This is a genomic window from Halopseudomonas salegens, from assembly GCF_900105655.1.
In the GTDB taxonomy this organism is placed as follows: domain Bacteria; phylum Pseudomonadota; class Gammaproteobacteria; order Pseudomonadales; family Pseudomonadaceae; genus Halopseudomonas; species Halopseudomonas salegens.
Genome location: NZ_LT629787.1, coordinates 2666732 through 2685250, shown reverse-complemented (window position 1 = coordinate 2685250; position 18519 = coordinate 2666732). Strand labels below are relative to the sequence as shown.

Sequence of the window (18519 nt, the reverse complement as noted above, 5' to 3'; positions counted from 1 at the left end):
ACCTTGCCGGAGATGCGGCGAATCCGGCGTATCCACTTTGTCGGCATTGGTGGTGCCGGCATGTGCGGTATCGCTGAAGTGCTGATGAATCTGGGTTATCAGGTTTCCGGCTCCGACCTCAAGCGCAGCGCGGTAACCGAGCGGCTGGAGACTTTCGGCGCTCGGGTAGATATCGGTCACCGCGCGGAAAATGTGCAGGAAGCCGATGTGCTGGTGGTTTCCAGCGCCATCAATACGGCCAACCCCGAAGTGTCGGCTGCCTTGGGTCGTCGTATTCCTGTAGTACCACGGGCGGAGATGCTGGCCGAGCTGATGCGCTATCGCCACGGTATCGCCGTAGCGGGTACCCATGGCAAAACCACTACGACCAGCCTTATTGCCTCGGTCCTGGCCGCCGAAGGCCTGAGCCCGACCTTTGTTATCGGTGGCCGCCTGACCAGCGCCGGCACCAACGCGCAACTGGGCGAAAGCCGTTATCTGGTGGCGGAAGCGGATGAGAGCGATGCTTCTTTCCTGCATCTGCAACCGATGGTCGCAATCGTGACCAATATCGATGCCGACCATATGTCGACCTATGGCGGTGATTTCAACAAGCTCAAGCGCACCTTTATCGAGTTTCTGCACAACCTGCCGTTCTATGGGCTTGCCGTGGCATGCATTGATGATCCGGTGGTGCGCGAGATTCTGCCGCAGATCAACCGTCAGGTCATTACCTACGGGATGGCTGAGGATGCCGATATCCGTGCAGTTGATATCCGCCAAACCGGCATGCAAACGCATTTCACCGTATTGCGTGAAGGGCGCGACCCCTTGCGGGTATTCGTCAATATGCCGGGTGAACACATGGTGCTGAATGCCCTGGCGACCATCGCCGTAGCCACTGATGAAATGATCAGCGATCAGGCCATTATCAAGGGTTTGACCGAATTCGCCGGTGTCGGTCGGCGCTTCCAGGTCTATGGCCATTACCCGGTAGCCGGTGGAGAAGTCATGCTGGTGGATGATTACGGGCATCATCCACGGGAAGTGGCGGCAGTGATCAAGGCTGTGCGTGCAGGCTGGCCGGAAAGCCGCCTGGTAATGATCTATCAACCGCACCGCTACAGCCGTACCCATGACCTGTACGAGGACTTTGTGCAGGTGTTGAGCGAGAACAATGCCCTCTTGCTGATGGAAGTCTATCCGGCAGGCGAAGAACCGATTCCGGGTGCCAACAGCAAACAGTTGTGCGGCAGTATTCGACAGCGCGGACAGGTGGATCCGATCTATATCGAGCGCGATGCCGACCCCATGCCCTTGCTGCAGAAACTCCTGCAGCCCGGTGACATCCTGCTGACGCAGGGTGCCGGTGATATCGGCGGTCTGGCACCGCGCATTGCCGCTGCTTTGGCCACCCTGCAACAGGAGGCCGGCGATGACTGAGGTAATCAATGTCGGTCGTGTCGCAGTGCTCTTCGGTGGCAGTTCCGCTGAACGCGACGTGTCCCTGAAATCCGGTGCTGAAGTGCTCAAGGCGCTGCAAGAGGGCGGCGTGGATGCTTTTGGTATCGATGCCGGCAGTGATCTGGCCGCGCGGCTGATCGCCGAGCAACCGGACCGGGTATTTATCGCCCTGCACGGCCGTGGTGGTGAAGATGGCAGCCTGCAGGGCTTGCTGGAAAATCTCAAGCTGCCCTACACCGGCAGTGGCGTACTGGCGTCGGCACTGGGGATGGACAAGCTGCGCACCAAGCTGGTCTGGCAGGGTCTTGATTTGCCGACCCCGGCTTATGCCGTGCTGCGTGACCGGAGTGATTGCGCCGCCATCGTCGAGCGTCTGGGCTTGCCACTGATCGTCAAGCCGATTCATGAGGGATCGAGCATCGGCATGGCCAAGGTCACCAGTCTGGACGAGCTGGAGCAGGCCTGGACCGAAGCCAGGCGTTATGACGATTGCGCCCTGGTAGAGCAGTGGATGACCGGCCGCGAGTTTACCGTGGCCATCCTGGATGGCAAGGCATTGCCGGCCATCGGTCTGCAAACCACGCATACCTTTTATGACTACCACGCCAAATATGTCGCCAACGATACGCGCTACCTGCTGCCCTGTGGCCTGAGCACCGAGCAGGAGCATCAGCTGGCAGATCTCTGTTTGCGTGCCTTCGATGCCGTCGGCTGCCGGGGTTGGGGTCGGGTAGACGTGATGCAGGACGGCGCGGGCAATTTTCAACTGCTGGAGGTCAATACCGTGCCCGGCATGACTGACCACAGCCTGGTACCCATGGCAGCCAAGGCCGCCGGGATGACATTCACTGAACTGGTATTGGCAATTCTTGCCAGTGCCCGCTACTGAGGCTGAGCCATGTTTGGGCCGCTGATTCGCGATCGCGCCGCCGCCGGCGCTTCGACTCGACGCAAAGCGTCGAGCCGGGGCGCTGTGCGTGTGGCGCCACCCGTGCAGCGGCAGCCCAGATTGCCACGCTGGCGTTTGCCGGCGTTCAGCGGGCTGGGGGCGAAACTGCAACAGGTCGTCTGGCCGCTGTTACTGGTGGGCCTCGGTGTCGGCCTGTTCGAGTTGGGTCAACGACTGTTGCCATTGGCTGATCGGCCGATCGCTTTGGTCAGCGTGCAGGGTGAGTTGCAGTACATCGATCAGACGTCAATTCAGGCGGTGGTTCAGCCGTACCTGACGGCCAGTTTTTTTGGTCTGGATGTTCATGCACTGCGCACGGATCTGGCGGCAATGCCCTGGGTGGCGGACTCGACGGTACAGCGCGTATGGCCGGATCAACTGGTGGTTCACCTGGAAGAGCAGTTGCCGATTGCGCGTTGGGGCGAGGGCGCCTTGCTGAACAGTGCCGGACGTACATTCGCCCCGGATGACCTGAGTGGCTTTATCCATTTGCCACAGCTGAATGGTCCGGAGCGCTCGAGAGAACGCGTCTTGCAACAGTACCAGCAGTTCAACCGGCAGCTGCGTGATCAGGGGTTCGGCATTGCCGAACTTGAGTTGCGTGAACGAGGCAGCTGGTTCCTGACCACGCGGGAGGGAATTGTGATCAGCCTCGGACGCGAGCGACTGAATGACAAGCTGGAACGTTTTCTGACGGTTGATCAGCGCCTGCTCAGTGAGCGGCGTGATCAGATTGCGCGGGTTGACCTGCGCTACAGCAACGCAATGGCGGTGGCCTGGCGTTCACCCACCAGCACAACCGCAGGGGAGTAACGGAGCATTATGGCGAACAAGCAGGGGAGCAAGATGATTGTCGGGCTGGACATTGGCACCTCCAAGGTGGTTGCCCTGGTGGGCGAGATCAGTGCTGATGGCGAGCTGGAAATTGTCGGTATCGGTTCGCACCCGTCGCGCGGTCTGAAAAAAGGCGTGGTGGTGAATATCGAATCCACCGTGCAATCGATTCAGCGCGCGATCGAGGAAGCCGAGCTGATGGCTGGCTGCCAGATCCACTCAGTGTATGCCGGCATTGCCGGTAGCCATATTCGCAGTCAGAACTCCCACGGCATCGTTGCGATTCGCGATGGTGAAGTGGCCCCGGCCGATATCGAGCGGGTGCTGGAGGCCGGTCAGGCGGTGGCCATCCCTGCGGATCAGAAAGTGTTGCATTCGTTGCCGCAGGAATACGTGATTGATAACCAGGAAGGCGTTCGCGAGCCCCTGGGTATGTCCGGCGTGCGTCTGGAGGCCAAGGTTCATGTGGTGACCTGCGCCCTGAACGCGGTGCAGAACATCGAGAAATGCATCCGCCGCTGTGGTCTGGAAGTCGAAGACGTGATCCTCGAGCAACTGGCCTCAAGCTATGCCTCGCTGACCGAAGACGAAAAGGAACTGGGCGTCTGTCTGGTGGATATCGGTGGTGGTACCACGGACATCGCGATTTTCACCGAAGGGGCCATCCGGCATACCGCCGTGATCCCGATTGCCGGTGATCAGGTCACCAATGACATTGCCATGGCGCTGCGTACGCCGACCCAGTATGCCGAAGAAATCAAGATTCGCTATGCCTGCGCCCTGGCCAAGCTGGCTGGTCCGGAAGAAACCATCAAGGTGCCCAGTGTGGGTGAGCGCCCGCCGCGCGACCTGTCGCGGCAGGCCCTGGCGGAGGTGGTCGAGCCACGCTACGACGAGCTGTTCACCCTGATTCAGGCTGAGCTGCGTCGTTCCGGGTACGAAGACATGATACCGGCCGGCATCGTCATGACCGGCGGCACCGCCAAGATGGAAGGCGCGGTGGAGCTGGCCGAAGAGATTTTCCATATGCCGGTACGCCTTGGCGTGCCGCAGGAGTTCAAGGGGCTGGTCGATGTGGTGCGTAATCCGATTTACGCCACCAGTGTCGGTCTGCTGCATTACGGCCACCAGCATCACGGTGGTCATTCAGCTGGCGGCCCGGATTCTTCCAAGGATCCACTGTGGGGACGTCTGACCCGTTGGTTCAAGGGCAATTTTTAACCAGACCTGCGTCAAGCAGGCAAATGCACGACAACGAAACGCAACGAAACGAGTCTGTACTCAAGGAGAAAGATCATGTTCGAACTGATCGATAACGTACCGCAAAATGCAGTGATCAAAGTCATTGGTGTTGGTGGTGGTGGTGGTAATGCCCTGCAGCACATGGTGACCAACAATGTCGAAGGCGTCGATTTCATCTGCGCCAATACCGATGCCCAGGCATTGAAAAATGTCAGCGCACGAACCGTTCTGCAGCTGGGATCTACGGTCACCAAGGGTCTGGGCGCCGGCGCCAACCCGCTGATCGGTCGCGAAGCGGCGATCGAGGATCGCGAGCGTATTGCTGAAGTTCTGCAGGGCTCCGACATGGTATTCATTACCGCAGGCATGGGCGGTGGTACCGGTACCGGTGCAGCACCCATCGTTGCCGAAGTGGCGCGTGAAATGGGTATTCTGACCGTGGCCGTCGTCACCCGCCCGTTCCCCTTCGAAGGCCGCAAGCGCATGCAGGTGGCGGAAGAAGGTATTCGTGAACTGAGTCAGCACGTGGATTCGCTGATCACCATTCCGAACGAGAAACTGCTCACCGTACTGGGCAAGGACGCCAGTCTGCTGGCAGCCTTCAGCAAGGCCAACGACGTATTGCTCGGCGCGGTACAGGGCATTGCTGATCTGATCATGCGTCCGGGCATGATCAACGTCGACTTTGCCGACGTGAAAACCGTCATGAGCGAAATGGGCATGGCAATGATGGGTACCGGTCACGCCAGTGGTCCGAACCGTGCCCGTGAAGCCGCTGAAGCCGCCATCCGCAGCCCGCTGCTGGAAGACGTCAACCTGATGGGCGCACGCGGGATTCTGGTCAACATTACCGCCGGCCCTGACCTGTCGCTGGGCGAGTTCTCCGAAGTGGGTAATACAGTTGAGGAATTTGCCTCGGAAACCGCTACAGTAGTGGTTGGCACCGTCATTGATCCGGAACTGCGTGATGAGTTGCGCGTTACCGTGGTGGCCACGGGGCTTGGCAACAAGTCCGACAAGCCGGTCAAGGTGGTAGACAATACTGCTCAGGCCGCCGCTCCGTCGCGTAACGAAGCCAGTGCGCCAAACTACCGTGACCTGGATCGCCCGACCGTTATGCGCAACCAGCCGGCCGGTGGCAACGCCGCGGTGCAGCGGCAGAATCAACCGGCGGATGATCTGGATTATCTGGATATTCCGGCGTTCCTGCGGCGGCAGGCTGATTGATCGGGTCAATCGGTGGCATAGGGCGGTTTGGTATCCAAGCAAGGTTGACTTTGCTATGATGCACGCCGTTTGTTGACAATAATTCGCAATTGAGCGAAGGCCAGGTATCTATGATCAGACAGCGCACATTGAAGAACACCATCCGGGCAACCGGTGTTGGGCTGCACTCCGGTGAAAAGGTCTATCTCACCATGAAGCCGGCGCCGGTAGATAGCGGAATCGTGTTCCGACGAGTTGATCTGGAGCCAATGGTGGATATTCCGGCGCGTGCCGAGAATGTCGGTGAAACCACCATGTCTACCACCCTGGTCAAGGATGGCGCCAAAGTCGATACCGTTGAACACCTGCTGTCAGCCATGGCTGGTTTGGGTATCGACAATGCCGTCGTTGAACTGAGTGCCCCGGAAGTGCCAATCATGGATGGCAGTGCCGGGCCTTTCGTGTTCCTGATCCAGTCTGCTGGCATCGAGGAGCAGGATGCACCGAAACAGTTCATTCGCATCAAGCGCGAAGTCAGCGTTGAAGAAGATGGCAAGAAAGCCACTTTTGTTCCCTTCGAGGGATTCAAGGTGTCCTTCGCCATTGACTTCGATCACCCGGTTTTCCGTGGCCGCAGCCAGTTCGCCAGTGTCGACTTTTCCAGCACCTCTTTCGTCAAGGAAGTCAGTCGTGCGCGCACCTTCGGTTTCATGCGTGATATCGAATACCTGCGCTCACAGAATCTGGCCCTGGGCGGCAGTGTGGACAACGCCATTGTGGTCGACGAGTACCGTGTATTGAATGAAGACGGCCTGCGTTACGAGGACGAATTCGTCAAACACAAGATTCTGGACGCGATTGGTGATTTGTATCTGCTGGGTAAAAGCCTGGTTGGCGAGTTCCGTGGCGAAAAGTCCGGTCATGCACTGAACAACAAGTTGTTGCGTTCATTGCTGGCCAATCAGGATGCCTGGGACATAGTGACTTTCGAGGATTCCGGCACTGCGCCGATCTCCTTCATGCGCCCGGCTGCCGCCGTCTGACCCTGACTCGTTTCGTTTTTTTACGGCCACCTCGGTGGCCGTTTTTTATTCCTCAGCAGTCCCGGCGTTCTGCCGGTGATGGCGCGCCAGGCGCTCAAGCGCAGACCTCAGCGTGGGGTCTTCAATGCCCTCGGCAGTTGTTTGCAAGCTTTCGGCAGCCACTTTTGACGGCCGCATAACGCGCGGCGGCACAGTGCGTGGCGGCTTAACGGGCTGTACCTTGCAGTGGATTTTGGTTAAGGTGGCGAATTCATTAAAAGCCTGTAATTGACGAATCAGGCGTCGTTGCTGGTAACGCAGCCGGGTAGCCCAGTGGCCGTTACTGACAATCAGGCGCATGACGCCATCGCGCAGCGAGGCAATTCGACAATGTTCACGGGCCGCTGGTTCCAATTGGCTATCCAGCAAAAGTTGCAGTCGCTCGAGCTGCCGTGCCTGCTGAAACAGGCCGCGCAACGTGCTGCTGGTACGCAGCAAGTCGCCTGGTTGGCGCGCAGAAAGTGGATATAAAGACATTTGACTGCCTGATATTGAACGAGTGCGATCATCCTAGCAGAATCGTCTCAGGCACGCGTTGGGGGAAACGAGTGAACATCATTATTCTGACTGGCCGGCATGGAGCGGCGCGTTCGTTGACGCTGACGGCTCCCTGGCTTCTGGCTGCCGGCTTCTTGCTGCTCACACTGCCCGTCATGCTCGCGGGTTTTACCTGGAAGGTGATGTCCGCGCCGTCACCCGGTTATGAAGCGATTGTCGAAGCCGACATTCTGGACGTGAGTGACGAGCCGGATCTGCAGGCCGAGCTGGATGGTTCGCATGCCCAGCTGGAACGCATGACCCAGCAGCTGGCCCGCCTGCAAACCCGCCTCAGCCGGCTGGACGCGTTGGGCCAGAGGCTGACCGAGCTGGCCGATCTGTCCGATGGTGAGTTTGACTTTGATCTGGAGCCCGGGGTCGGTGGCCCCGAGCGCCCGCAGAGCAATTTGACCATCGAACAGCCTGATGTGCAGTCTCTGCTCGAGCAATTGTCTGCCCGGGTTGATAATCGCACCCGGCAGCTGCGGCTGCTGGAAGAGCTGATGCTGACCCGGCAAACCGACGCCAATGCCTTGCTGGATTTCATGCCGGTGCATGAAGGTTATGTGTCGTCCGGCTACGGACGTCGCACTGATCCGATCAGTGGCCGTACCGCAATGCATACCGGTCTGGATTTTGCCGCACCACACGGCACGCCCATATATGCAGTAGGCGCCGGCGTGGTGACTTTTTCCGGACGTAATGGCGCCTATGGCAATATGGTCGAAATCACTCACGGCAACGGTTATACCTCACGATATGCCCACGCACGCCAACTGGTCGTCGAGACCGGTGATCTGGTGCAGAAAGGTGAGGAAATTGCGACAGTTGGCACCAGTGGTCGTTCCACCGGCCCCCATTTGCATCTCGAAATTCGTCGTAATGGCATGGCGGTCAACCCGGCGCGGTATATTGCCCTGCGTTGAGTTGATCAGAGCAGTTTATGCCTGTCATCGAATCAGAGTAGAATGCCCGATCACTGACCTGGTCCCAGGATGTCGTTGGCCGGTCCTCTCATCAAACGGAAATCCGAATCGAATATGTTTGCGCCTTTATTGAAAAAACTGTTTGGAAGCAAAAACGAGCGCGAGTTGAAGCGCATGGGCAAAGTTGTCAATGCGATCAATGCGCACGAGGAAGCCCTGAACGGGCTCAGTGACGAACAGCTGAAGGCCAAGACGGATGCCCTGAAAGCCCAGTTGGCAGATGGCAAAAGCCTGGACGATATTCTGCCTGAAGCTTTTGCAGTGGTGCGTGAGGCGAGCAAGCGCATTATGGGTATGCGTCACTTTGATGCCCAGATGATCGGGGGGATCACCCTGCACGAAGGCAAGATTGCCGAGATGAAAACCGGTGAAGGCAAGACCCTGGTGGCCACCTTGCCGGCGTATCTGAATGCCTTGTCCGGTCGCGGCGTTCATGTGGTGACGGTGAATGATTACCTGGCCAAGCGGGATGCCAACTGGATGCGCCCGCTGTATGAGTTTCTCGGCATGACGGTCGGCATCGTAGTGCCCTTTCAGGATCCGGAAGAAAAGCGTGCCGCCTATCGCAGTGATATTACCTACGGCACCAATAATGAATTCGGTTTTGATTACCTGCGCGACAACATGGCTTTCCGTCTCGAGGACAAATTCCAGCGTGAACTGAATTTCTCCATTGTCGATGAGGTCGATTCCATTCTGATCGATGAGGCGCGTACGCCGCTGATCATTTCCGGCCCGGCTCAGGACAGCTCCAAGCTCTATGCGGCAATCAACAAGCTGATTCCCAGGCTGACACGTGGTTACCTCGCCGAAGAAGGTGAGGGCGAGCAGGAAGAAGTAGACGGTCATTACTACATTGACGAGAAAACCCGTCAGGTCGAACTGAACGAAAGCGGCCACCAGTTCATTGAAGAGTTGCTGATCAAGGAAGGCCTGTTGCCGGAAGGTGAAAGCCTGTATTCGGCCAGTAACCTGAGCCTGTTGCATCATGTGCATTCCGGCTTGCGTGCGCACACGCTGTTTCATCGTAATGTGGAATATATTGTGCAGAACAATCAGGTCATCTTGGTTGACGAGCATACCGGACGCAGCATGCCGGGCCGGCGCTTGTCCGAGGGCCTGCATCAGGCGATTGAAGCCAAGGAAGGTCTGGATATTCAGGCCGAAAGCCAGACCCTGGCCTCAACCACCTTCCAGAACTACTTCCGTCTGTACAACAAGCTCTCGGGCATGACCGGTACAGCCGACACCGAGGCTTTCGAGTTCCGCCAGATTTACGGTCTCGACGTGGTGGTGATTCCGACCAACAAGCCGATGGCGCGCAAGGACTACAACGATCTGGTCTATCTGACCATCGAAGAGAAATTTGCTGCCATTGTCGCCGACATCAAGGAAAGCATGGCCCAGGGCCGTCCGATTCTGGTTGGTACTGCGTCTATCGAGTCATCGGAGATTGTTTCCGGTGAACTGAAAAAGGCCAATATTCCGCACCAGGTCCTGAACGCCAAGTTCCACGAGAAAGAAGCCGAGATTATTGCCCAGGCCGGTCGCCCGGGTGCCGTCACCATCGCCACCAATATGGCCGGTCGCGGTACCGATATCATTCTGGGTGGTAGCTGGGAGGCGGAAGTCGCCAAGCTGGAGAACCCGACTGACGAGCAGGTTGCCCAGATCAATACTGAATGGCAGCAGCGTCATCAGGCCGTACTCGATGCCGGTGGCTTGCACATTATTGCCTGCGAGCGTCACGAATCGCGTCGGATTGACAACCAGTTGCGTGGTCGTGCCGGTCGTCAGGGTGACCCCGGTTCCAGCCGTTTCTATCTGTCGCTGGAAGACAGCCTGATGCGCATCTTTGCCTCTGACCGGGTGAAGAACTTCATGAAAGCGCTGGGTATGGAGAAGGGCGAGGCGATCGAACACCGCATGGTCACCAACGCCATCGAAAAAGCTCAGCGCAAGGTTGAAGGACGCAACTTCGATATTCGCAAGCAGTTGCTGGAGTACGATGACGTTGCCAACGAACAGCGCAAGGTGATCTACCGGCAGCGCAACGAAATTCTGGCTGCCGATGATGTCAGCGACACGATTCAGGCTATTCGCGAAGACGTAGTGAGCGATGCTGTCAGTCAGCATATTCCGCCGCAAAGCATGCCGGAGCAGTGGGATGTGGAAGGTCTGGAGAACCACCTGAATTCAGAGCTGGGTCTCAAGCTGCCGATTTCCGAGTGGCTGGATGCAGATGGTGCATTGCACGAAGAAGGTTTGCGTCAACGCATCCTGGATGCCCATATCGAATCCTACGCAGCCAAGGAAGAAGTGGCCGGCAAAGAGAATTTGCGCGCCTTTGAGAAACAGATGCTGCTGCGGGTGCTGGATGACCTGTGGAAAGAGCATCTGGCGACCATGGATCATCTTCGTCAGGGGATTCATTTGCGCGGCTACGCGCAGAAGAACCCCAAGCAGGAATACAAGCGCGAAGCCTTCAACATGTTTGAAGAAATGCTGGAGTCGATCAAGCACGACACCATTCGTGTCCTCAGTCATGTACAGGTGCGTCGTGAAGATCCGGCTGAAGAGGAAGCTCGTCTGCGCCAGCAAGCCGAAGATCTGGCTCGACGCATGCAATTCAAGCATGATGAGGCCAACGCCCTGGGTCAATCGGAAGCACCTGAGCAGCCGGCTGCGGGTACGCCGAATGCCGCTCCGGTCACGCGTGACGGGCCCAAGGTCGGGCGCAACGATCCCTGCCCGTGTGGTTCCGGGAAGAAATACAAGCATTGTCACGGGCGTATCGATTAGACCGGGCAGTCCAGCCGTAGTGTATTGAGTCGACCTGCGCCAGCGCAGGTCGTGTTTTGTCAGCCTCCCAGCAGGAGTCAGGCCATGAGCCGGTTCTGGAGTCCTTTTGTTCACGATCTGGTGCCCTATGTGCCGGGCGAGCAGCCCAAGCTGGACAACCTGGTCAAACTGAATACCAATGAAAGTCCCTATGGCCCTTCACCTCGGGTGCTGGAGGCCATACGTCAGCAGGTGGATGATCGCTTGCGTTTGTATCCGGCACCGGATGCGGATCTGCTGAAACAAGCCATTGCCGACTTCTATCAGGTCACGACCGCTCAGGTATTCGTCGGCAATGGGTCCGATGAAGTCCTTGCCCATGTATTCAATGGGCTGTTCCGCCACACTGAACCGATTCTCTATCCGGATATCACCTACAGCTTTTACCCGGTGTATTGCGGCCTCTACGGCATCGACGCCCGTCCGCAGCCATTGGCCGACGATTTTACCTTGCGGGTAGCGGATTATCAGCAGCCCAATGGTGGCATTATCTTCCCCAACCCGAATGCGCCGACCGGTATTCTGCTCGGCCTGCCGCAGATCGAAGAGATACTGCAAGCCAATCCGGATTCAGTTGTGGTGGTGGATGAGGCCTATGTCGATTTTGGTGGTGAATCCGCCATTGGGCTGGTTGATCGCTACCCCAATCTGCTGGTTACCCAGACACTGTCCAAATCGCGCTCACTGGCTGGTTTGCGGGTTGGTCTGGCCGTCGGGCATCCGGAGCTGATCGAGGCGCTGGAGCGCTTGAAAAACAGCTTCAATTCCTATCCGCTGGATCGTTTGGCAATTGCCGGTGCAGCGGCTTCGTTCGCCGATCGTGAGTGGTTTGACAGCGTTCGGCAACGGGTGATCGACAGTCGCGAATGGTTGGCGGCTGAACTGATCCGGCTGGGCTTTGAGGTGTTGCCCTCGGCCGCCAATTTCGTATTTGTCCGTCACCCGCTACACCAGGGTGCCAAGCTGGCTCAGGGGTTGCGTGAACAACGCGTCATCGTGCGTCACTTCAACAAGCCGCGTATCAGCGAGTTTCTGCGTATTACCATCGGTACCGAAGAACAGAATCAGGCGTTGGTATCGGCGCTGGAGCAGCTACTCGACTGATCCTGTTCAGCTGCCGAAGCTGGGGCGAATGCCCACTTCGGCTTCAAATTGCAGTGGCTCACCATCACGCAGGATCTGAATGTCGATCCGGTCACCGGGGTGTGTGCGTGCCACCTGGTTCATTGCCTGGCGTCCGGAAGAAACGCGCTGATTATTGATGCTCAGAATCACATCGCCGGGCAACAAGCCGGATTGGGCCGCAGGCCCGTTGCGATACAGACCGGAAATTACGATGCCCTGACGAATTTCCAGCCCGAAGGACTCAGCCAGTTCGGGCGTCAGGGGCTGAACTTCAACCCCAAGCCAGCCACGAATTACCCGGCCATGCTCGATAATAGCCTGCATCACTTCGACCGCCAGGCGGGCCGGAATGGCAAAGCCAATGCCTTGCGAGCCGCCCGACTGGGAAAAGATCGCCGTATTGATACCGATCAGCTGGCCGTGCGCATCAATCAATGCCCCGCCGGAGTTGCCCTGGTTGATCGCTGCATCGGTCTGAATAAAGTCTTCGTAGGTATTCAGGCCAAGCTGATTGCGCCCCGTGGCGCTGATGATGCCCATGGTCACGGTTTGTCCCAGGCCAAAGGGATTGCCAATCGCCATGACCACATCACCGGTACGCTGCTGATCGCTGTTGCTGATCGACACGCTGGGTAGATTGGGCAGGTCGATTTTCAGAACGGCCAGATCCGTTTCCGGATCGGTACCGATCAGCTCGGCCAGGGCTTCGCGACCATCCTGCATGGCAACCAGGATTTCGTCTGCTCCGGCAATCACATGGTTGTTGGTCAGCAGATAGCCGTTAGAACTGAGAATAACGGCTGAGCCCAGGCTGGATTGGCGACGCAAAGGACTGGGGATGGTTTCGGCGTAGTCGCCCAGGGTCGGATTGGCAAAGGGCAGGGTTTCGCTCTGACTGACCTGGGTGCTGGTGTAGATATTGACCACGGCTGGTGCTGCCCGCTGCACGCCCCGGCTGTAGGACACCGGGCCGTCACTCATCAGCAATTGCCCGCCGGATGAATACTGGCCGTCAGGTGAGTCCGGCAGGCCCAGCCAGCCCGGTTGTGTCTGGATGATCAATATGGCCAGCAGCAAGCCACACAGGGCCGGCCAGGCCAGATTGCGCACAAGCTCTTTCATCAATTTGGTGTCCGTCAAAGTTCAGGCGCCTGGCACCCACATGGCGGTAGTATACGACCGATGTCAAGCGTCTGCAGCCCGTAGCTTGTCAGTCGCCCGGCGAGTCGGGACAATGGCGGTATCAACACGGGAGAAAGCTCGAATGGTCGCGCGAAATGAACTGGTCGCCTACTGCAATCAACTGCTGGACAGTGAAGCCTTTGCCGATTACTGCCCGAATGGTTTGCAGGTTGAAGGACGTGACAGCGTGCACAAGATCGTCAGCGGCGTAACCGCCAGCCAGGCATTGGTTGATGCCGCAATTGCCGCCGATGCTGACCTGCTGCTGGTGCATCACGGCTATTTCTGGAAAGGTGAGCCTGCGGCCGTCGTAGGCAGCAAGCAACGCCGGCTCAAGGCGTTGCTGGGTCACGAACTTAATCTGCTGGCTTACCATTTGCCGTTGGATGTGCATGCTGAGGTAGGCAACAACACGCAGCTGGCCCGGCTTATGGGCTGGCAGATCAGCGGTGGGCTGGAGCCAGGCAATCCGCGTTCGGTTGGCTTACACGGCGAATTGCTGCATGCCTGCAGCGGAGCCGAACTGGCGCTGCAACTGGATCAGGTACTGGAGCGCTCACCGCTGCATATTGCCGGGCATGACCGCCCGATCAAACGCATTGCCTGGTGCACCGGTGCTGCCCAGGGCTATATCGACAAAGCGATTGCCCTGGGTGTGGACGCCTTTGTCAGCGGTGAAATCTCGGAACCGACGGTGCATGCCGCGCGGGAAAATGGCATTGATTACTTTGCCGCTGGTCACCACGCTACCGAGCGTTACGGCGTGCGCGCATTAGGCGAGCATCTGGCGGAGCGCTTTGGACTGCAACACGTGTTTATCGATATTGATAATCCGGTCTGACTGCCTCAAGCCCCGCGGAACCCTTTGGCTACCAGATAGACTTCGCGCGACCGGCCGCGTGAAGAGTCTGGCTTGCGAACCGATACTTTGTCGAAGGACTCACGTACCAGCTTCACGTATTCATCATAGCCTTCGCCATGGAAGAGTTTGGCGACGTAGCTGCCTTTGGGCTTGAGTACCTGGCAGGCCATATCCAGGGCCAGCTCGACCAGATACATGGACGCAGCCTGGTCAGCCGCATTGACGCCGCTGATGTTGGGTGCCATATCCGAGATCACTACATCCGCCAGGGCACCATCCAGGGTGGCCATGATCTGGTCAAACACGGCCTGTTCGGTGAAATCACCCTGGATGAATTCGACTCCGGCGATGGTGTCCATTTCCAGAATGTCCGAAGCCACCACGCGGCCCTTGTGGCCCACCAGTTTGGCCGCGACCTGGGACCAGCCGCCCGGCGCCGAACCCAGATCGACCACCAGCATATTGGGCTGGATCAGACGGTCCTTGTCGTTGATCTCGATCAGCTTGTAGCTGGCGCGGGAGCGGTAACCGTCTATCTGGGCCTGCTTCACAAAGGGATCGTTGACGTGCTCGTCGAGCCAGCGTTTGCTGCTTTTGGAACGGGCCATGGGCTATCTTCTGTTCGCTGCGGGAAAGCCCGCATTGTACGCCGCCACCCGGCTGGCGGCAAAAGCACCCGAGCGCCTGACAGGCAACCGGCGCGGCAGTACAATAGGCGCACTTTTTTCTTGCAGCCTGCCGAGCCATGCTGCGGCGTCAGGACCTATCATGATTCGCGTTACCGAACTGGCATTACCCCTTGATCATCCGCAAGCAGCGCTGCGCGCGGCGATATTGCAACGCCTGCAACTGCGCGATGAGGAGTTGCTGCAATTTACCGTGTTCAAACGCAGCTACGATGCGCGCAAGAAGAACAGCGAGATCAAGTTCGTCTACATCATCGACCTTAGCGTGCAGGATGAGGCGGCGGTGCTGGCGCGTTTTGCCGACGATACGCATGTGCTTCCGGCACCCGACACGGCTTACTATCCGGTCGCCCAGGCGCCGGCTGACTTCACCGAACGTCCGATTGTGGTGGGCCTCGGCCCATGCGGGCTCTTTGCGGCCTTGTTGCTGGCGCAGATGGGCTTTCGTCCGATTGTGCTGGAGCGCGGCAAGGACGTGCGCCGGCGGACCAAGGACACCTGGGCCTTGTGGCGCAACAAGCAGCTATCGCCGGAATCCAACGTGCAGTTCGGTGAAGGTGGTGCCGGTCTTTTTTCCGATGGCAAGCTGTATAGCCAGATCAAGGACCCGAAGTTCTACGGCCGCAAGGTCATGGCGGAATTCGTCAAGGCCGGCGCGCCGGAAGAAATCCTGTTCGTCAGCAAACCGCATATCGGTACCTTCCGCCTGACCGGTGTGGTCTCGCGCATGCGCGAAGAGATCATCAGCCTCGGCGGCGAGATCCGCTTTGAACACAAGGTGACAGACCTGCTGCTGGACAACGGCCAGGTGCGTGGCGTTGAGCTGGCCAATGGCGAGCAGATCGAGAGTCGGCATGTGGTCATGGCGTTGGGGCACAGCGCCCGCGACAGCTTTCGCATGCTGCACCAGCGCGGCGTATTTCTCGAAGCCAAGCCCTTCGCCATCGGCTTTCGCATCGAGCATCCGCAGGGTCTGATCGACCGCGCGAGGCTGGGTAAATATGCCGGGCACCCGGCGCTGGGCGCGGCTGACTACAAACTGGTCTATCACGCCAAGAATGGTCGCGCCGTGTACAGCTTCTGCATGTGCCCGGGCGGTACCGTGGTTGCCGCAACCTCCGAACCCGGGCGGGTGGTCACCAACGGCATGAGTCAATACTCGCGTAACGAACGCAATGCCAACTCCGGCATTGTGGTGAATATTGATCCCGAGCGGGATTTTCCGGGGGATGCCCTGGCTGGCGTTGTGCTGCAGGAGCAGCTGGAAAGCAAAGCCTATGAGCTGGGCGGCAGCGATTACTGCGCACCTGCGCAACTGGTCGGGGATTTTATTGCCGGCAAGCCCTCGGAAAAACTCGGCAAGGTCGAGCCTTCCTACAAACCCGGCGTGCTGCTGGGTGATCTGGCGTCTGCCCTGCCGGATTACGCCATTGAAGCCATTCGCGAAGCCTTGCCGGCATTCGGCCGGCAAATTCGCGGCTTTGACCGTGCCGATGCGCTACTGACCGGCATCGAAACCCGTACCTCATCACCGGTGCGCATTACCCGCGATCGCGAGAGCCTGCAAAGCCTGAACACCCGTGGGCTGTATCCGGGCGGTGAGGGCGCGGGCTATGCCGGCGGCATCCTGTCTGCCGGGGTAGACGGCATCAAGGTTGCCGAAGCTGTCGCCAAAGCCATGCTGGCCGATGCCGGTCTGACAGCTCAGGTGCAGGAAGCGCGCCCGTGAAGCTGGATGACGCAAAAAAACTGCAGCAGAAGAAATACCGCCAGTCCCTCGGGCATTTTCTGGTCGAAGGCGAGCATCTGGTGCTGGAGCTGGAAAAAGCCGCTGCCAGCAACCCGTACTGGCAACAGGCGCAGTTGTTTGTCACCAGCGCCTATCAGGACTGGCCCGGTAGCTGGCCCCGGCAAATGCTCAGCGACAAGCAAATGGCACAGTTGGCCGATACCAGGAACCCGCAGGGTATTATCGCGGTTGCTCCCTTGCCAGCGGCGGCCAGCACTGCAGCCCTGGCCGGGGAAAGGGCCGTCTACCTGCATGAAGTCCAGGACCCCGGCAACCTGGGCACCATCTTGCGCACGTTGGCCTGGTTCGGTGGCTTTCGTTGCCTGCTCAGCCCCGGCAGTGTCGACCCGTACAACCCGAAGGTGGTGCGTGCCAGCATGGGTGCGATCTTCCACGTGCCGCTGGAAACCGAGGTCAGTCTGGATGGGCTGGCCAGCCGCTATCCGCGTATTGCCTGCCTGGATATCGATGGTGATGCCATTACCAGTGCAGACTTTCAGCAGCATGATTGCTACCTGTTTGGCAACGAGGCTCGCGGTGTGCCGGACCAGGCACTGGCCCGGCTTGACGCCCGGCGGTTCACTATCCCTGGTGCTGCCGCAGTGGAGTCGTTGAATCTGGCTTCCGCCGTGAATATGGCGGTGTATGAGTTGAATCGATGAACGGCAGGGCCTGATCGGCGAGAACTGCCAATCACTTCCGAATATGCTTATGCCTCAAGAGTCTAGATTGAGCGCTTATTATAAGCTTTACCCTTTGCTACAATCCCCGCATCCTGTTTTCGGGGTGCTGGACACCCCTTTTAGAATCCGCGAGTGTGCCATGCTGGAAAAATTGACTCATCTCAAGCAGCTGGAAGCTGAAAGCATCCACATCATTCGTGAAGTGGCAGCCGAATTTCAGAATCCTGTGATGCTGTATTCGATCGGCAAGGATTCGGCTGTAATGCTGCACCTGGCCCGCAAGGCTTTTTATCCGGGGCGTTTGCCCTTCCCGGTGTTGCATGTGGACACCGGCTGGAAATTCCGTGAAATGTACGCCTTCCGCGAGAAAATGGTCGAGGAAATGGATCTCGATCTGCTGGTGCACAAGAACCAGGAGGGTGTGGACCAGGGCATTGGCCCGTTCACCCATGGCAGCGCGGTGCATACCGATGTAATGAAAACCCAGGGCCTCAAACAGGCACTCGACAAGTATGGCTTTGATGCCGCCTTCGGTGGTGCCCGGCGTGATGAGGAAAAATCCCGCGCCAAGGAACGGGTGTATTCCTTCCGTGACAAGCATCACCGCTGGGACCCGAAGAATCAGCGTCCGGAACTGTGGAATATCTATAACGGCAAGGTGCACAAGGGCGAAAGCATCCGTGTTTTCCCGCTGTCGAACTGGACCGAGCTGGATATCTGGCAGTACATCTACATGGAAAGTATCCCGATTGTGCCGCTGTATTATGCGGCCGAGCGCGAAGTCGTCGAACTCAATGGAGCCCAGGTGATGATCGATGATGATCGCATCCTCGAGCACCTGACCCCGGAACAGAAGGCCAGTATCCAGAAAAAGATGGTGCGCTTCCGCACTCTGGGTTGCTACCCCTTGACCGGCGCCGTCGAATCAACCGCCAGCACCCTGCCTGACATCATTCAGGAAATGCTGCTGGCCAAAACCTCCGAGCGCCAGGGTCGTGTCATTGACCATGACTCGGCGGGTTCGATGGAAGAAAAGAAACGTCAAGGCTACTTCTAAGCGCAGCATGCGGCC

The 18519-nt window shown here is 58.3% G+C and carries 16 protein-coding genes; 13 read left to right on the top strand and 3 right to left on the bottom strand.

Annotation, left to right across the window (positions count from 1 at the left end; genetic code table 11):
* Nucleotides 1-12: 12 nt before the first annotated feature.
* From murC to lpxC, 6 genes are all read left to right on the top strand, one after another.
* Nucleotides 13-1422, top strand: coding sequence for a UDP-N-acetylmuramate--L-alanine ligase (murC, locus tag BLU07_RS12345; RefSeq protein ID WP_231701745.1), 1410 nt, complete (start codon nucleotides 13-15; stop codon nucleotides 1420-1422).
* Entirely contained in the window at nucleotides 1415-2332 is a 918-nt protein-coding gene (locus BLU07_RS12340; RefSeq protein ID WP_092387371.1) for a D-alanine--D-alanine ligase, read from the top strand. The genes murC and BLU07_RS12340 overlap by 8 nt, the downstream gene beginning before the upstream one ends.
* Before the next feature lie 9 nt (nucleotides 2333-2341).
* Nucleotides 2342-3205: a cell division protein FtsQ/DivIB gene (locus tag BLU07_RS12335; protein ID WP_092387369.1), complete on the top strand. Its 864-nt coding sequence runs from the start codon at nucleotides 2342-2344 to the stop codon at nucleotides 3203-3205.
* Nucleotides 3206-3214: 9 nt separating this feature from the next.
* Nucleotides 3215-4447 carry a cell division protein FtsA gene (ftsA, locus tag BLU07_RS12330; protein ID WP_092387367.1) on the top strand — a complete coding sequence of 411 codons (1233 nt, stop codon included), beginning with the start codon at nucleotides 3215-3217 and terminating at the stop codon, nucleotides 4445-4447.
* Nucleotides 4448-4522: 75 nt separating this feature from the next.
* Complete coding sequence (gene ftsZ, locus BLU07_RS12325; protein ID WP_092387365.1) at nucleotides 4523-5695, top strand: cell division protein FtsZ; 1173 nt, start codon at nucleotides 4523-4525, stop codon at nucleotides 5693-5695.
* A gap of 110 nt (nucleotides 5696-5805) precedes the next feature.
* A complete protein-coding gene (gene lpxC, locus BLU07_RS12320) occupies nucleotides 5806-6717 on the top strand; it encodes a UDP-3-O-acyl-N-acetylglucosamine deacetylase (protein WP_092387363.1) in 912 nt (303 codons plus the stop codon).
* 45 nt (nucleotides 6718-6762) lie between these two features.
* Here lpxC and BLU07_RS12315 read toward each other — a convergent pair whose 3' ends face one another.
* The gene (locus BLU07_RS12315; protein WP_092387360.1) at nucleotides 6763-7233 is read right to left on the bottom strand and encodes a DUF721 domain-containing protein; all 471 of its coding nucleotides are present in this window, start codon (nucleotides 7231-7233) and stop codon (nucleotides 6763-6765) included.
* 71 nt (nucleotides 7234-7304) lie between these two features.
* Between BLU07_RS12315 and BLU07_RS12310 the strand changes: the two genes are divergently transcribed.
* The 3 genes from BLU07_RS12310 to hisC all read left to right on the top strand — a co-directional run bounded on the left by BLU07_RS12310 (nucleotide 7305) and on the right by hisC (nucleotide 12224).
* Nucleotides 7305-8219, top strand: a complete 915-nt coding sequence (locus BLU07_RS12310) for a M23 family metallopeptidase (RefSeq protein WP_092387358.1) — start codon at nucleotides 7305-7307, stop codon at nucleotides 8217-8219.
* A 114-nt stretch (nucleotides 8220-8333) separates the two neighbouring features.
* Entirely contained in the window at nucleotides 8334-11081 is a 2748-nt protein-coding gene (gene secA / locus BLU07_RS12305) for a preprotein translocase subunit SecA (RefSeq protein WP_092387356.1), read from the top strand.
* An 84-nt stretch (nucleotides 11082-11165) separates the two neighbouring features.
* Nucleotides 11166-12224 (top strand): histidinol-phosphate transaminase, encoded by a 1059-nt coding sequence (gene hisC / locus BLU07_RS12300; RefSeq protein ID WP_092387354.1) that lies wholly within the window; start codon nucleotides 11166-11168, stop codon nucleotides 12222-12224.
* 6 nt (nucleotides 12225-12230) lie between these two features.
* Here the strand turns inward: hisC and BLU07_RS12295 are convergent, their stop codons facing one another.
* Nucleotides 12231-13367 carry a S1C family serine protease gene (locus BLU07_RS12295; RefSeq protein ID WP_092387352.1) on the bottom strand — a complete coding sequence of 379 codons (1137 nt, stop codon included), beginning with the start codon at nucleotides 13365-13367 and terminating at the stop codon, nucleotides 12231-12233.
* A 142-nt stretch (nucleotides 13368-13509) separates the two neighbouring features.
* Between BLU07_RS12295 and BLU07_RS12290 the strand changes: the two genes are divergently transcribed.
* Nucleotides 13510-14268 (top strand): Nif3-like dinuclear metal center hexameric protein, encoded by a 759-nt coding sequence (locus BLU07_RS12290; protein WP_092387350.1) that lies wholly within the window; start codon nucleotides 13510-13512, stop codon nucleotides 14266-14268.
* Nucleotides 14269-14273: 5 nt separating this feature from the next.
* On the opposite strand, the gene rlmE is transcribed toward BLU07_RS12290, so the two are convergent.
* A complete protein-coding gene (rlmE, locus tag BLU07_RS12285; protein ID WP_092387348.1) occupies nucleotides 14274-14897 on the bottom strand; it encodes a 23S rRNA (uridine(2552)-2'-O)-methyltransferase RlmE in 624 nt (207 codons plus the stop codon).
* 160 nt (nucleotides 14898-15057) lie between these two features.
* Between rlmE and BLU07_RS12280 the strand changes: the two genes are divergently transcribed.
* From BLU07_RS12280 to cysD, 3 genes are all read left to right on the top strand, one after another.
* Nucleotides 15058-16704, top strand: coding sequence for an NAD(P)/FAD-dependent oxidoreductase (locus BLU07_RS12280; protein WP_092387346.1), 1647 nt, complete (start codon nucleotides 15058-15060; stop codon nucleotides 16702-16704).
* Nucleotides 16701-17426, top strand: a complete 726-nt coding sequence (locus tag BLU07_RS12275) for a TrmH family RNA methyltransferase (RefSeq protein ID WP_092387345.1) — start codon at nucleotides 16701-16703, stop codon at nucleotides 17424-17426. Before BLU07_RS12280 ends, BLU07_RS12275 begins: the two co-directional genes overlap by 4 nt.
* 160 nt (nucleotides 17427-17586) lie before the next feature.
* Nucleotides 17587-18504 (top strand): sulfate adenylyltransferase subunit CysD, encoded by a 918-nt coding sequence (gene cysD / locus BLU07_RS12270; RefSeq protein WP_092387344.1) that lies wholly within the window; start codon nucleotides 17587-17589, stop codon nucleotides 18502-18504.
* Nucleotides 18505-18519: the final 15 nt, after the last annotated feature.